The organism is Nocardiopsis sp. SBT366, from assembly GCF_001083815.1.
Taxonomy (GTDB): domain Bacteria; phylum Actinomycetota; class Actinomycetes; order Streptosporangiales; family Streptosporangiaceae; genus Nocardiopsis; species Nocardiopsis prasina.
This window is the reverse complement of sequence record NZ_LAVM01000002.1, coordinates 100,470-114,786: the sequence shown is the minus strand read 5'-3', so window position 1 is coordinate 114,786 and position 14,317 is coordinate 100,470. Positions and strand designations below refer to the sequence as shown.

11 protein-coding genes are annotated in these 14,317 nt (G+C 71.6%); 8 read left to right on the top strand and 3 right to left on the bottom strand.

The genetic code is table 11. The features are described 5' to 3' along the window. Positions 1-188: 188 nt before the first annotated feature. Entirely contained in the window at positions 189-974 is a 786-nt protein-coding gene (locus ADX84_RS01310; RefSeq protein ID WP_049566002.1) for a nuclease-related domain-containing protein, read from the bottom strand. 210 nt (positions 975-1,184) lie between these two features. Between ADX84_RS01310 and ADX84_RS01305 the strand changes: the two genes are divergently transcribed. Beyond that, positions 1,185-2,624, top strand: a complete 1,440-nt coding sequence (locus ADX84_RS01305; RefSeq protein ID WP_082206232.1) for an amidase — start codon at positions 1,185-1,187, stop codon at positions 2,622-2,624. Here the strand turns inward: ADX84_RS01305 and ADX84_RS25175 are convergent. After that, positions 2,521-4,005, bottom strand: a complete 1,485-nt coding sequence (locus ADX84_RS25175) for an MFS transporter (RefSeq protein ID WP_082206231.1) — start codon at positions 4,003-4,005, stop codon at positions 2,521-2,523. The genes ADX84_RS01305 and ADX84_RS25175 overlap by 104 nt on opposite strands. A 199-nt stretch (positions 4,006-4,204) precedes the next feature. On the opposite strand from ADX84_RS25175, the gene malQ reads away from it, so the two are divergent. Continuing rightward, complete coding sequence (gene malQ / locus ADX84_RS01285) at positions 4,205-6,238, top strand: 4-alpha-glucanotransferase (protein WP_049565996.1); 2,034 nt, start codon at positions 4,205-4,207, stop codon at positions 6,236-6,238. 101 nt (positions 6,239-6,339) lie between these two features. Here malQ and pepN read toward each other — a convergent pair whose 3' ends face one another. Continuing rightward, a complete protein-coding gene (gene pepN, locus ADX84_RS01280; protein WP_049565993.1) occupies positions 6,340-8,883 on the bottom strand; it encodes an aminopeptidase N in 2,544 nt (847 codons plus the stop codon). Positions 8,884-9,132: 249 nt separating this feature from the next. Between pepN and ADX84_RS01275 the strand changes: the two genes are divergently transcribed. From ADX84_RS01275 to ADX84_RS01260, 6 genes are all read left to right on the top strand, one after another. Then, complete coding sequence (locus ADX84_RS01275) at positions 9,133-9,768, top strand: DsbA family protein (RefSeq protein ID WP_049565989.1); 636 nt, start codon at positions 9,133-9,135, stop codon at positions 9,766-9,768. Positions 9,769-9,788: 20 nt separating this feature from the next. Beyond that, on the top strand, positions 9,789-9,944 hold the full coding sequence (locus ADX84_RS26205; RefSeq protein ID WP_199776440.1) for a hypothetical protein: 156 nt from the start codon (positions 9,789-9,791) through the stop codon (positions 9,942-9,944). 140 nt (positions 9,945-10,084) lie between these two features. Continuing rightward, entirely contained in the window at positions 10,085-11,506 is a 1,422-nt protein-coding gene (locus ADX84_RS01270) for an aldehyde dehydrogenase family protein (protein WP_049565986.1), read from the top strand. Positions 11,507-11,632: 126 nt separating this feature from the next. Continuing rightward, complete coding sequence (locus tag ADX84_RS26200) at positions 11,633-11,779, top strand: hypothetical protein (protein ID WP_199776439.1); 147 nt, start codon at positions 11,633-11,635, stop codon at positions 11,777-11,779. Positions 11,780-11,879: 100 nt separating this feature from the next. Beyond that, entirely contained in the window at positions 11,880-12,347 is a 468-nt protein-coding gene (locus ADX84_RS01265; protein ID WP_026129371.1) for a ribose-5-phosphate isomerase, read from the top strand. A 617-nt stretch (positions 12,348-12,964) separates the two neighbouring features. Then, positions 12,965-14,068, top strand: coding sequence for a PP2C family protein-serine/threonine phosphatase (locus tag ADX84_RS01260; protein WP_049565983.1), 1,104 nt, complete (start codon positions 12,965-12,967; stop codon positions 14,066-14,068). Positions 14,069-14,317: the final 249 nt, after the last annotated feature.

Below are 14,317 nucleotides of genomic sequence, written 5' to 3'. Positions count from 1 at the left end.
CCCCCTCAGGGGTAGGTTCGGTCTCGCCGGGGGAGACGCTCGTTCCGGATGGTGAGATTTCCCGAGGTCGGGGTCGCGGTTCGCCGTGCCACCGGGGGGTGCCCGGCCCGGGCCCGGACACGCCAGAGGCCCGGAGACCACGACGATGTGGCCGGTTCCGGGCCCGGAGGCGATGGTGGGGGACGGGGTCAGTAGCGGGGAGGCAGGGCCTTGCTGGCGGCCTGGTAGATCTCCTCGATCTCGGTCTCACTGAGGCGGTCGCGCCCGCTGCGCAGCCACTTGCGGACCTTGGTTCCGGTGATGATGTCCACGCCCCGGAGTCGGTGGCTGTCCCAGGGCATGCCCGGGCCGTAGATGGCCAGGGAGGCGCGCACCGAGATGTCGCGGCCGAGCTCCTTGCTGATGAGCTCCTCCGCGCGCTTGGCCTCCTCCAGGGCCTCGTCAATGCGCTCGTTCTTGCTGAACCGGCCGTGGTAGAGCTTCTCCAGCTTGTTGCGCAGCGGGAGACGCTTGTCCCAGGACTCCGAGTCGATGGCGAACGCGCCGCGCCGACCCACGATGAAGTGGTCGATCTGCCCGTTGCCGCCCGGGACGGCGCGCGCGTGGAGGACGCGGTAGCCGAGCTGCTTCATGAGTTTGAGCTGGACCTCGGTGCGGCGTTGGGCCGCCGAGGGCTTGCGCCAGCGTGGGATCTCCGACTCCCGACGCGCGCTCCAGACCATCACCCCGACCAGGACGACGAGACCGAGGGTGACGCCGACCCTCCAGTCGCCGGTGAGCATACCGAAGGCGCCCGCCACCGCCCCGGCCGGAACGCTCCGGAAGATCCAGCGGCGAACGGCGTCGTTCGACTTCAGGGCCCCGTAGAGGGCCCTGGTGTTCGCCGCCCCGCCTTCCTTGCGTTGGTTGGGGAAGAAGAGGGTCTCGGGTCGTTCGGGCTCCGACCCGTCGGAGGATGAGCTACGACCGTTCACTCTGGTTGCCGATTCCACGACGGACAGGTTAGTTCCATCCATATCCGAGTCCTAGTGCATTACTTCTCACACTTTTCTTCCCTGATGTCCTGGCGCCCAAGCGTGTCCGGGGCGTCGGAACGGGGAAGGATTGCTCTTTCGTCACCTCTCTGGAGAAGTACCGTTCTTCGGCGTGGTGCCCGTTGCCCTACCCGGTTAACCTCGGGTGGCATGACCAGAATTCATGAACTTCCCGCGCACCGACTCGCCGCGTTGGTCCGCAGTCGTGAACTGTCGCCTGTTGAGATCGCTGAGCACTATCTCGAGCGAATTCGGAGGTTGGACGACCGATACGGCGCCTACGTTACGGTCACAGAAGAATTGGCTCTGGAGCAGGCCCGGAACGCGCAGAAACGCGTTCTGAGCGACACGCCGGACGATCTGCCCCCACTCCTCGGTGTCCCGGTGCCCATCAAGGACCTGGACACCCTCGCCGGAGTCCGCGTCACCTTCGGCTCACGCCTGTACGCCGACCTCGTGGCACCCACCGACTCGGCGACGGTCACCCAGCTGCGCGAGGCGGGCGCGGTCTTCCTCGGAAAGACCAACACCCCCGAGTTCGGCGCCACCTGCCACACCGAGAACGCCATCGCCCCGCCCAGCCGCAACCCCTGGGACACCACCCGCTCCCCGGGCGGCTCCAGCGGGGGCGCCGCCGCGGCCGTGGCGGCCGGTCTCGCGCCCGTGGCCCAGGGCAGCGACGGCGGCGGGTCCATCCGCATCCCGGCGAGCGTCTGCGGCCTGTTCGGGCTCAAGCCCACGCGCGGTCGCATCTCCCTCGGACCCGACCGCGCCGACCTCAACGGCCTCTCCACGGCGGGACCGATCACCCGCTCCGTCCTGGACGCCGCCCTGATGCTGGACGCCATGGCGGTCAACCTCCCCGGCGACCTCTTCACAGCCCCGCCCCTGCTCCCCGGTGAGACCTTCGCCGACCACGCCCGGCGCGAACCCGGGCGGCTGCGCGTGGCCCGCTACTCCGACACCGGGTCCACGGGTATCCCCGTCCACCCCGACGTGCTCGCCGCCCACGAGGAGACCACGCGGCTGCTCCTGGAGCTGGGCCACGAGGTCGAGGAGATCGACAACCCCTTCGAGTCCGCCTTCGGAGGGGCCTTCGCCGACGACTTCCCGTACCTGTGGGCGGCCATCGCCTCGGCCACGTCCGTCGACCCGGCCCGCGAGGACGAGCTCACCCCGATCTACCGGTGGCTCCGCGAACGGGCCCGCCGGACCACCGTCCCCGAACACGTCGGGGCCACCGCCCGCCTCCAGCGCGGCACCCGCGCGATGCTCGCGGTCACGGATCGCTTCGACGCCGTCCTGAGCCCCACGCTGGCCCAGCCGCCGGTGCCGATCGGGCACTTCACCTCGGGCGGACCGGAGGAGGAGTTCCGGCTCATGACCGAGTTCACCCCGTTCACCTCGCTCTACAACGTGACCGGGCAGCCCTCGGTGAGCGTCCCGCTGCACTGGTCTCCGAGCGGTCTGCCGATCGGCTCCATGCTCACGGGTCGGATGGGCGGTGAGGGGACGCTGCTGTCCCTGTCGGCGCAGCTGGAGCGGGCCCGTCCGTGGGCGCACCGGGTTCCCGATGGCTGGACGGACTGACGCCCTCGGAGTCGACGGCGTCAGCCTCGGCCGCTGTGGAGGCGGCCGAGACCAACGTCGCGCCCGAGCCGGGTGCGGCCGGGCTCGCGTCGAGGACGGCGGACACCTCCGCCGGGTCGGCGGCCTCCCGCGCGTCCTCGCGGTCCGTGGACGCCGACGCACCGCGCAGGAAGAGGCTGAGGACGGCGGACACCAGCACCAGCACGGCCGCGCCCAGCGCACCGCCCGCGATCCCGTTGGTGTCCACCAGCGCACCGGTCAGCGGCCCCGCCACCGCCGCGCCGATGCTCATGGCCGTGGCCATCCAGCCGAACGCCTCAGCTCTGCGATGGGCGGGGGCGGTGTCGCCCAGGCGACCCATCGCGGCGGCCAGGGTCGGTGCCAGCGCGAGACCCGAGACGAAGAGCAGCGGGGTGATCAGCAACGGGGTCGGCAGGTGGCTGACCGGCGGCAGGAACGGGACCAGCACCGCGATGCCCAGCGCCGCCCCGAAGGCCCGCAGCGGCAGCCTCGGAGCGCCCCGGAGCGCACCGGCCACCGCGCCGCCCACCAGGGAGCCCAGCGCCCAGACCGAGGCCAGCACCATCACGTAGTGCGGCGCTCCCAGCTCGTTGGCCCAGGCCACGATGACCAGGTCCATGCCGACCACGCCGGAGACGATCATCCCGCACATCGCGAACAGCAGGCAGAGCGCCGGGTGGAAGAGCAGACTCCGGTTCACCCGGGTGGAGGGGCGGTCCCGCACGCTGGCAGTCTCCTGCGGGACGGCGGCGGCGCGGTCCGGTACGGCCGGACCGGTCACCCCCGCGCGGCGCAGGGCCAGGGCGAACCCCACGGCCCCCATCAGTCCCAGAATCCCCAGGAGCAACAGCGCCCAGCGCGGACCGGCGAACGCCACCACACCGGCGGTGAGGATCGGGGAGAAGACGAAGATCAGTTCCTGCGTGGTGGCCTCGGCCGCGTAGATCGCCTGCCGCTCCGAACCCGTGGTCAGCCGGGGCCAGAGCGCGCGCACGATCTGGTTGGCCGGGGTGCCGAAGAGACCGGTGCCCAGGGCCAGGGGGATGGACACCCACCACAGGGACGCGGGCAACAGCGCCAGGGTCGCCAGACCGACCGTGAACACCACGCCGCACACCAGCACCAGACGGTCGCTGTTGCCCCGGTCGGCCATGCGCCCGCGCAACGGTCCCACCAGCGCCATGCCCAGGGTGAACGCTCCCGCCACCAGACCCGCGAGGGTGTAGGACCCGGTCCAGCCCTGGACGAGGAAGGTGACCGCGATCATCAACCCCGGTGTGTAGAACCGGGCCGCGAGGGACCAGACCAACAGGGACAGGACGTGGGGCACGGCGAAGAGCCGTCGGTAGTTGGCGAGCACGTGTTCGATTATGCCGCTCCCACCGGGCGCTCCGCGAAAGGATTCCCCCACCGCCCACCGGTGCGCACGGGGTCAGGGAAAGCCAGGGGAAAGGGGAGGTCGAGCCGGGGCCCAGGAAGGTCGAGGGGAAGCATCTTCTGTCCCCACGCCGGGCCGTCCTGCGGTGTACGCGCGCCACCGTGGGGCATGATCGGTGTCTGTGAGGGACGTTCAGCTGACCCGGGTCGCCGAGCGCTACGGGGTCGCGACCGCATACGAGGACTGGCGGGGCCGGCAGGTGCCCGTCAGTCCGGACACGATCCGCCATGTCCTGTCCGCCCTGGGGGTGGACCCGACCGATCCCGACGCGGGGCCGGGGCACGGCCTGCTGCCACCCGCCGTGGTGGTCCGCGAGGGCAAGGCGCCGGATCTGGCGCTGCCCGAGGGCGCCCGCGCCTCCGTGGAGACCTCGGACGGCGCCCTGCTGCCGTTCGACCCCGGGCTGCCCCTGGGCGTGCACACGCTGCGGGTCACCGACAGGGGGACCGAGCACGACGCCCCCATCCTGGTCGTCCCCGACCGGATCGAATCCACCGCGCTGCGCGACAACCCCCGCCTGTGGGGACTCATGGCGCAGGTCTACAGCGTGCGCTCCCGGGCCTCCTGGGGCACGGGGGACCTGCGTGACCTCTCCGAACTCGCCGAGTGGAGCGCCCGGGACCTCGGCGCCGACTTCACCCTGATCAACCCGGTGCACGCCACCGAACCCGTCACACCGCTGGAACCCTCCCCGTACCTGCCGGTCAGCCGCCGGTACGCCAGCCCGCTGTACGTCCGTGTGGAGGACGTGCCCGAGTACGCGCGCCTGGACCCCGCCCAGCGGGAGGGCATCCAGCGCCTGGCGCGGCCGCTGCGCGAACGCGGCCGCACCGCCGACCTCCTCGACCGCGACGCCGTCTGGGAGGCCAAGCTCACCGCCCTGGAGATCCTCTTCCAGGTGCCGCGCGCCCCCGGCCGCGAGGAGGCGCTCCGCCACTACCTGGAGCGTGAGGGCCAGCCCCTGGTCGAGTTCGCCACGTGGTCGGCGCTCGCGGAGGAGCACGGCTCCGACTTCCGCACCTGGCCCTCGGAACTGCGCGACGTCGGCGCGCTCACCGTGGGCAGGCGGGCCCTGGACCTGTGGCCGCGCGTGGAGTTCCACCGCTGGCTCCAGTGGATCCTGGACGAACAGCTGGCCCAGGCGCAGGGAAGCGCCCTGGACAGCGGCATGGAGGTGGGGATCGTCCACGACCTCGCCATCGGCGTGCAGGCGGGCGGCGCGGACGCGTGGATGTACGGCGACGCCCTCGTCCACGGACTGCACGTGGGCGCCCCACCGGACGAGTTCAACCGGCGCGGGCAGGACTGGGGGCAGCCGCCCTGGAACCCCACCCGCCTGGCCCAGCTCGGCTACGGCCCGTTCCGCCAGATCCTCTCCCAGGGGCTGAGGCACGCGGGCGGCCTGCGGATGGACCACGTCATGGGCCTGTTCCGGCTGTGGTGCGTGCCCGAGGGCGCCTCCGCCGACCAGGGCACCTACCTGCGCTTCGACCACGAGGGCACGGTGGGCACGCTGGTTCTGGAGGCCCGGCGCGCGGACGCGGTGATCGTCGGCGAGGACCTGGGCACCGTCGAGCCCTGGGTCCGCGACCACCTCTCCGACCGCGGGGTGCTCGGCACCTCCGTGCTGTGGTTCGAGAACGACGCGGACGGCGAACCGCTCGCACCCGACAGGTGGCGCCGGGACTGCCTGGCCACTGTGGCCACCCACGACCTCCCGCCGGTCTCCTCGTACCTGTCCGCCGAGCACGTGGAACTGCGCGACCGCCTCGGACTCCTCGACCGGCCCGTGGCCGAGGAACGGGCCTCCTCCGAGGCCCGTGTGGCCCAGTGGTGCGCCCTGCTGGTGTACCTGGGGTTGCTGGAGGAGGACGCCGACCCCGTGGGGGATCCGGCCTCCGTGGTCGCCGCGATGCACGCCTACCTGGCCGCGACCCCGGCCCGGATGCTGGGGGTGGCGCTCACCGACGTGGTGGGGGAGCGGCGCATGCAGAACCAACCGGGCACCAACACCGAGTACCCGAACTGGCGGATACCGCTCACCAGCGGCGAGGGCGAGCCGGTCCTGGTCGACGAACTGCTGGCCGACCCCAGGATGGTCGCCCGGGTGCGACGCACCCTGGGGCCCCTCGGCCACCAGGGCCGCGGCCTCTAGGACGCACCGGCCACCGGACACGCGATCCGCAGCCGAACACGGGACGGCCCCGAGGAGCGCATCTCCCCGGGGCCGTCCCACGATCACTCACACCGTGGCCGTCAGCCGCCCTGACCGGTGGCGATGTCCTTGGCGCGGGCGCGCAGGGCACGCTCCACCCCGGCCCGCCCCTCGATCAGCAGGCGGTGCAGCGCCGGAGCGGGGGAGTGCTCGGCGACGTAGGCGTCGGTGCGCTCCAGGGTCGCCTCCTCCACCAGCTGGCTCGGGTAGACCAGTTCGGCGAAGGACTGCGCGAACTCACCGGTCCACTTCTCCCACGCCGGGGCGAGCTGGGCGAAGTACCGCTCCACGTAGGGGCGGAACAGGTCCGCCTGGCGCGGCTCGGTGAAGCCCAGCAGGGTGGCGCGGAACTCGGCGTTGGCCAGGTCCCCGCCCACGATCCGCTCCCAGGCGGTCTCCTTGGCCTCGGCGGTGGGGATCGCGGCCCGGGCGCCAGCGGCGTTGCGCTGACCGGCGGCGGTCGGGTCGGCCACCAGCTCGGCGGCGATCTCCGCCTCACCCGCCGCACCAGCGGCGACCAGGCGGCGCAGCAGGGTCCAGCGCAGGTCGGTGTCGACCTCCAGGCCCTCCACGGTGATCGCGCCGTCCAGCAGCCCCCGCAGGAGGGAAAGGTGGGCGTCGGTCACGGCCGCGTCCGCCAGGGCGTTGACGTAGGCCAGCTGGAGGTCGCCGCCGGGCTCGGCGGACGACAGCAGCTCGCTGAGACGGTCGGCCAGCAGGGCGAAACCGAACGGGCGCCACGCCGGGTCGGCGTAGTTGAAGAGCGCACCCGAGGCCTGGCGGAGCAGGGTCTGGGCCACCGTGACGTCGTTGACGCCGCTGATGCCGGAGGTCACCAGCGCCACGTAGTCCCGGGCGGCCATCTCACCGTCGCGGGTCATGTCCCAGGCCGCGCCGAAGGCCAGCGCGCGCGGCAGCGACTCGCGGATCTCGCCCGCGCCCTCCACCACGGTGCGCAGGGAGCGCTCGTCCAGACGGATCTTGGTGAAGGTGAGGTCGTCGTCGTTGATGAGCACCAGGTCGGGCTGGGCCCTGCCGACCAGCTCGGCGACCTCGGTGCGGGCCCCGCTGACGTCCAGCTCCACGCGCTCGCGGCGCACGATGCCGTCGTCGGTGCGGTCGTACAGGCCGACGGCCAACCGGTGCGAACGCAGCGTGGGGTGCTCGGAGGCGGCCTCCTGGAGGACCGTGAACGACGTGAAGTCGCCGTTCGCGTCGACCTCGAACTCCGGGCGCATGGTGTTGACGCCCGTGGTCTCCAGCCACTCCTTCGACCAGCCGGACAGGTCACGGCCGGACGCGGCCTCCAGGTGCTTGAGGAGGTCGCGCAGCTCGGTGTTGCCGAACGCGTTCTCCTTGAAGTACGCGCGCACGCCCGCGAAGAACGCGTCCACGCCCACATAGGCGGCGAGCTGCTTGAGGACCGACGCGCCCTTGGCGTAGGTGATGCCATCGAAGTTGACCTCGACCGCCTGGATGTCGACCATGTCGGCGGCGATCGGGTGCGTGGAGGGCAGCTGGTCCTGGCGCAGCGCCCACGCCTTCTCCACGTTGGCGAAGGTCGTCCAGGCGTCCGACCACTGGGTGGCGTTGACCTGGCAGTACACGCTCGCGTAGGTCGCGAACGACTCGTTCAGCCACAGGTCGTCCCACCAGCGCATGGTGACGAGGTCGCCGAACCACATGTGCGCCATCTCGTGCAGGATCGTCTCGGCCCGGCGCTCGTAGCGGGCGTCGGTGACGCGGGACCGGAAGACGTAGTCCTCCAGGAAGGTCACCGCGCCGGCGTTCTCCATGGCGCCCGCGTTGAACTCGGGCACGAACAGCTGGTCGTACTTGCCGAACGGGTAGCGCAGGTCGAACAGGCCGTGGAAGAAGTCGAAGCCCTGCTTGGTGACCTCGAACAGCGCTTCGGAGTCCAGGTGCTCGGCGAGCGAGGCGCGGCAGTACAGGCCCAGCGGGATGCCGTCGTGCTCGTCGCGCACCACGTGGTAGGGGCCCGCGATCAGCGCGGTGATGTAGGTGGACATCACCTGGGTGGCGGGGAAGTGCCAGCGCACCCGCTCCTCACCCGAGGCCTCGCGCTCGACGTCGGGGGCGCTGTTGGAGACGACCTCCCACGACGGCGGCGCGTACACGGTCAGCTCGAACGTGGACTTGAGGTCGGGCTGGTCGAAGCACGTGAACATGCGATGCGCGTCGGCCGTCTCGAACTGGCTGTACAGGTACACCGAGTCGTCGACGGGGTCCACGAACCGGTGCAGGCCCTCGCCGGTGCGCATGTAGGCGGCGTCGGCGACGACGGTCAGCTCGTTCTCGGCGGCAAGGTCCGGGAGGGTGAGCCGCTCGCCGTCGAACAGCTCGGCCACGTCCAGCTCGCGCCCGTTGAGCACGGCGCTGCTGACTCTCGGCGCGGCCAGGTCGACGAAGGTCCGCGCGCCCGGCTCCGAACTGGAGAAGCGCACGACGGTGGTGGACCGGAAGGTCTCGTCACCGGTGGTCAGGTCCAGCTCCACGGCGTAGGAGTCCACGCCGAGAATGCGGGCCCGTTCCCTGGCCTCGTCCCGTGTCAGGTTCCCTGCCACGCCACGCTCCCTTCACGGCCGTCTTCGTCGTCGGCCGGAAATCGGTTGTCGACCGCGTCGGGCCCGCCGACTGGGGGTGGGCGCCGCCGGGCCTGAGGTCGTTGTAGTCGGTTCGATCCTGCCACGCGCCGGGACGGAATGCGCAACCGATCACCGTGGTTGACGATCCATGGCGGCGGTCTGACCGCGGCCACCGGAACCCGACCTTCCCCCAGGCCCGAGACCTCAGGCCCCGGACGAGGAGCAGCGATGACCCAGATCCCCGCACAGCCAGCCGAGCCGGAGAGCGTGTTCGCTGACATGTGGTTCGACCCGGCCTGCCCGTGGGCCTGGATCACCTCCCGCTGGCTGCTGGAGGTGGAGAAGGTCCGCCCCGTGACCGTGCGCTGGCACGTGATGAGCCTGAGCGTGCTCAACGAGGGCCGCGACCTGCCCGCTGACTACCGGTACTTCCTCGACCGCGCCTGGGGCGCCGTGCGCGTGTGCGTCGCCGCCGAGGAGCGCTTCGGCCCCGAGGTACTGGGCCCCCTCTACACCGCCCTGGGCACCCGCTACCACGACCGGGGCGAGGCCAAGGAAACGGACACGGTCCGGGCCGCCCTGGCCGACGCGGGGCTGCCCGAGGACCTGGCCGACGCCGCCGACTCCACCGCGTACGATGAGGCCCTGCGCGCCTCGCACGGCGAGGCGATGAAGCTGGTGGGGGAGGACGTCGGCACACCCGTCATCCAGGTGGAGGACGTGGCCTTCTTCGGCCCGGTCGTCTCCCCGATCCCCCGCGGTGAGGCCGCCGGGAAGCTGTGGGACGGCGTGCGCCTGGTCGCCGGGACCGACGGGTTCTTCGAGCTCAAGCGCACCCGCACGCGCTCGCCCATCTTCGACTGACCACCTCACCGGGAGCACCCATGCCAGGGCCTGACGACGACCGCCGCGCCACCTTCCTCGACGACCTCGACCTGCTGCCCGACACCACGAGTGACGAACGCTCGGAGGGATGGGGCGACGCCGACGAGGACTCCACCGCGCGGCTGATCGCCGACCGCCCCCCGCACTGGGGCTGACCTCCGGCGCCGGACCGGGTCCGCCCCTTCCGCGCCCCGACGGGGCGGGTATCCGTGGAACCACGGGTGCCCGCCCCGCAGTCGTTCCCACGGCCCCCTCGCTCTGGCCAACCCGAATCGCGTTCTGCGAAAGTGGGGCCATGCGATCCCTCTACATCGACGGCGCCTGGCGTGACTCCGCCTCCGACGAGGCCCTTGACGTGGTCAACCCGGCGACCGAGCAGGTCATCGACACCGTTCCGGCGGGCTCCGCCGCCGACGTCGACGCCGCGGTCGAGGCCGCCGCGTCCGCCCTCCCCGCCTGGTCCGCGCTCACCCCGGGCCAGCGCGTCACCCATCTCTCCCGTGCGCTGGAGCTCTTCGACGCCCGCCTCGACGACGTCGCCCGGCTGCTGACCACCGACATGGGCGCGCCCGCCACCTTCGCCACCAAGGTGCAGGCCGGTCTGCCCTCACGCATGTTCGGCACCTACATCGACCTGGTCGAGGAACACGGCGAGCGCTACTTCGGCGGCGAGGAGGTCGGCAACTCCCTGGTGGTGCACGAGCCGGTCGGCGTGGTCGGCGCCATCACCCCCTGGAACTACCCGCTGCACCAGATCGTCCTGAAGGTGGTCCCCGCGCTCCTCGCGGGCAACACCGTGGTCCTCAAGCCGAGCGAGGTCGCCCCGCTGAGCGCCTACTGGCTGGCGGAGATCCTCCACGAGGCCGGGCTGCCCGCGGGCGTGTTCAACCTCGTCTCCGGTACCGGGCCGGTGGTGGGCGAGGCGATCGCCGCCCATCCGAGAGTGGACATGGTCTCCTTCACCGGTTCCACCCGCGCCGGGACCCGGGTGTCCCAGGTCGCCGCCGAGACGGTCAAGCGGGTCGCCCTGGAACTGGGCGGCAAGTCTCCCAACGTCATCCTGCCCGGGGCCGACCTCACCAAGGCCGTCAAGCGCGGCGTCGCCGACGTCATGCGCAACACCGGCCAGAGCTGCAACGCGCTCACCCGCATGCTCGTGCACCGCGACTCCTACGAGGAGGCCGTGGAACTGGCCGCCGCCTCCGCCGCCAAGTACGTGCCGGGCGACCCCGAGGACGAGGCCACCCGGCTGGGTCCGCTGGTCTCGGCCGCGCAGCGGGACAAGGTCCGCGCCTACGTCGACCTGGGCGTGGAGGAGGGCGCGCGCCTGGTCACCGGGGGTTCCGAACCGGTCGAGGAGCGGGCCGTCGGCTACTACGTCCGCCCGACCGTCTTCGCCGACGTGCGCAACGACATGCGCGTCGCCCGGGAGGAGATCTTCGGCCCGGTACTCGTCCTCATCCCCTACGACACCGTGGAGGAGGCGGTGGGGATCGCCAACGACACCGTCTACGGGCTCAACGCCGCCGTGTGGTCCGGGGACCCCGACGAGGGCCTGGCCGTCGCCCGCCGACTCCGGGCGGGGCAGGTGGAGCTCAACGGAGGTGCCCTGAACCCGCGGGCCCCCTTCGGCGGGTACAAGCGATCCGGCAACGGACGCGAGTGGGGCCTGCCCGGCCTGGTGGAGTTCTGCGAGGTCAAGGCTGTGCAGAGATGACCCCTGTGTCCGGTCTCACCGCCCCCCACCAGGCCCTTCCGGAATCGGACCCGGTGACGCGCGCGTTGTGCGGTGTGGAAAGATTCCGACTGGTCATCCCCTGGTCGAACCCAATCGAGGTGTGAGTTGAGCAACAAGCCCGCGGTCTCCAAGGCAGGTCCTCTCGGTAAGGACCTCAAGTCGATCCTCGTGTACAACCTGATCGCGATCCTGTCGATGGCCGGCTTCGCCGTCCTCGGTCTGAGCGTGGCGGCGGCCGCCGCCGGGGCCTGATCCCCCGCGACCCACACGACGCGCGCCGCGCCCCTCGACGGTCACACCGACCGGGTGGGGCGCGGCGTCGTTCGTTCCAGGGAGCTGTCACACTGGTGACGTGCGTGTTTACCTTGGATCAGATCATGCGGGCTTCGAGCTCAAAGAACACCTCGTCTCCTGGTTGAAGGAGAACGGCCACGAGGTCGTGGACGCCGGACCGGCCGTCTACGACGCGGTCGACGACTACCCCCCCTTCGTCCTGCGCGCCGCCGAGGGCGTCGCGAAGGACCCGGGTTCCCTGGGCGTCGTGATCGGCGGCTCCGGCAACGGCGAGCAGATCGCGGCCAACAAGGTCACCGGCGTCCGCGCCGCCCTGGCCTGGAGCGAGGACACCGCCAAGCTGGCGCGCGAGCACAACGACGCCAACGTGCTCGGCATCGGCGGCCGGATGCACTCCCTGGAGGAGGCCACGCGGTTCGTGGAGCTCTTCCTCGCCACGCCGTACAGCGACGAGGAGCGGCACACCCGCCGTATCGCCATGCTGAGCGACTACGAGCGCACCGGCGAGCTGCCCCCGCTTCCGTAACCCGTCCCAGGTCCCGCTCGTGCGGGTCCGACCCCTCGCCCCCGCTTGCCCGGCACGCGGGGGCGAACGCGTGCGGGGCGCCGTGGGGTCAGTGTCCGGTTCGGGACCGGGGCCCTGTCGCCCTCGGGGGTCGTTGTGGGATCCTTGCCCAGGAGTGGCCCCGCGTCCGGCGTGGGTTCTTCGCCAAGCGCGCGAGTGCGCCCGGGACACACCCGGCCAGCATGCCGTGTCCGAGAGAGGGGAGGGTTCCCGAAATCAGCGGGAAGTTCCCCCACGGGCATGTGGGTCCGACACCGCGAACACGGGTTTAGGCGGAACCCAAACCCGGGGTTATGGGGCGGATCGCCGCTGGTAGTACGTGCCAGGCCAGCACCCCAAGCGCTACAGTTCGTGCACAGCGGCGGGCCATCGTAGTCCGAGACACCTTGTTGTCCGCGTCCATCGGTGCCCGCCCCTCGGCGGAACCAGCCTCCGCGATCCGGGCCGTGCCCCCACACGACTCCCCCTCCGCCGACCCAGACACAGGCCCCCGACGCGACCGTGATCGCACCGGTGTGCCGTACCCCGACCAGGAGTGACCCCCGCGGGTGAGCGGGCGTGCCGAGCCTAGAGGATCAATGAACCCCACACCGACCGCCAGGACCACCCGACTGCTGCGATCCACCGTGCAGCGCATCGTCGCGGTGCTCCGGCGCAAGGTGCTCTTCCGCTATCGCCTCGTACTCATCACCCTGGTCGCCATCGCCGTGGGCATCGGAGTCGGCGCCGTGTGGGGCCCCACCGGCTGGTTCCCGCCCAGCTCCACCATCCTCACCGTCCTCGCGGGCGGACTGCTGCTCAAGCGCAAGAGCCTCGCCTTCCTGCTCGGGGTGGTCGTCGCCGTCCTGCTGTTCGTGGCCTTCATGCTCGACTTCGGCCAGGTCGGCCCCGGCCTGGTGGTCACCATCGGTGTCACCGGGGTCCTGTCCTACCTGCTGTCCGGAGTGCGCGAACGCCTCGGCGTCCAGGGCCTGAGCGGCGAGATGATGCTGCTGGACCTGCGCGACCGGCTGCGGGACCAGGGCAAGCTCCCCCCGGTCCCCTCGGGCTGGGGGCGCACCGCCGTCCTACGTCAGGCGGGCGGCTCCTCGTTCGGCGGGGACTTCGTCGTCTCCATCCGCCGCGAACACCGGCTCGACATCGCCGTCGTCGACGTCTCCGGGAAGGGCGTGGACGCCGGGACACGGGCCCTGATGCTCTCGGGGGCCTTCAGCGGGCTCATAGGAGCGGTCCCCGCCAGCGACTTCCTCGCCCACTGCAACGACTACCTCATGCGCAACAGCGGCGGCGAAGGCTTCGTGACCGCCGTCCACCTGAGCGTGGACACCGAGACCGGCGAGTACCAGGTCGCCTCGGCCGGGCACCCGCCCGCCCTGCACTTCGACGGCGGCGGCGGAGTGTGGAGCACCACCGAGGCCAAGGGCGTTGTCCTGGGAGTCATCCCCGAGATGACCTACACCTCAGTCCAGGGCAAGCTGCGGCCCGGCGACGCCATCATGCTGTGCACCGACGGCCTCATCGAGACGCCCGGCGAGGACCTCGACGCCGGTATCGACCGACTCCTCGGAGCCGCCGAATCGCTGGTCACCCAGGGATTCGCCACCGGCGCCAGCGAGGTCGTGGACACCCTCAGCAAGGACAAGAACGACGACTGCGCGCTCGTGGTCCTCTGGAGAACCTGACCCCCGGCCGCCGCGGCACCGGCAGGGGGTGAGTCGCCCCAGCCGTTCCTGGCGGTAGGGTCGACATGTTCCCCGACCCCGGTACGAGGTCTTCGTACCCGTTCACGGATCACCGTGCCCGCCCCTCTCCGCCCCCTGGGCGCCGACGCCCGCACGGACCACCACACCAGTGACCAGGGGCCGGACCGGGTCCCCAGGACCCGGACCTACCGGATTTTCGCGGCCCCGCGGGCGTGCCCGCCGGGCGAT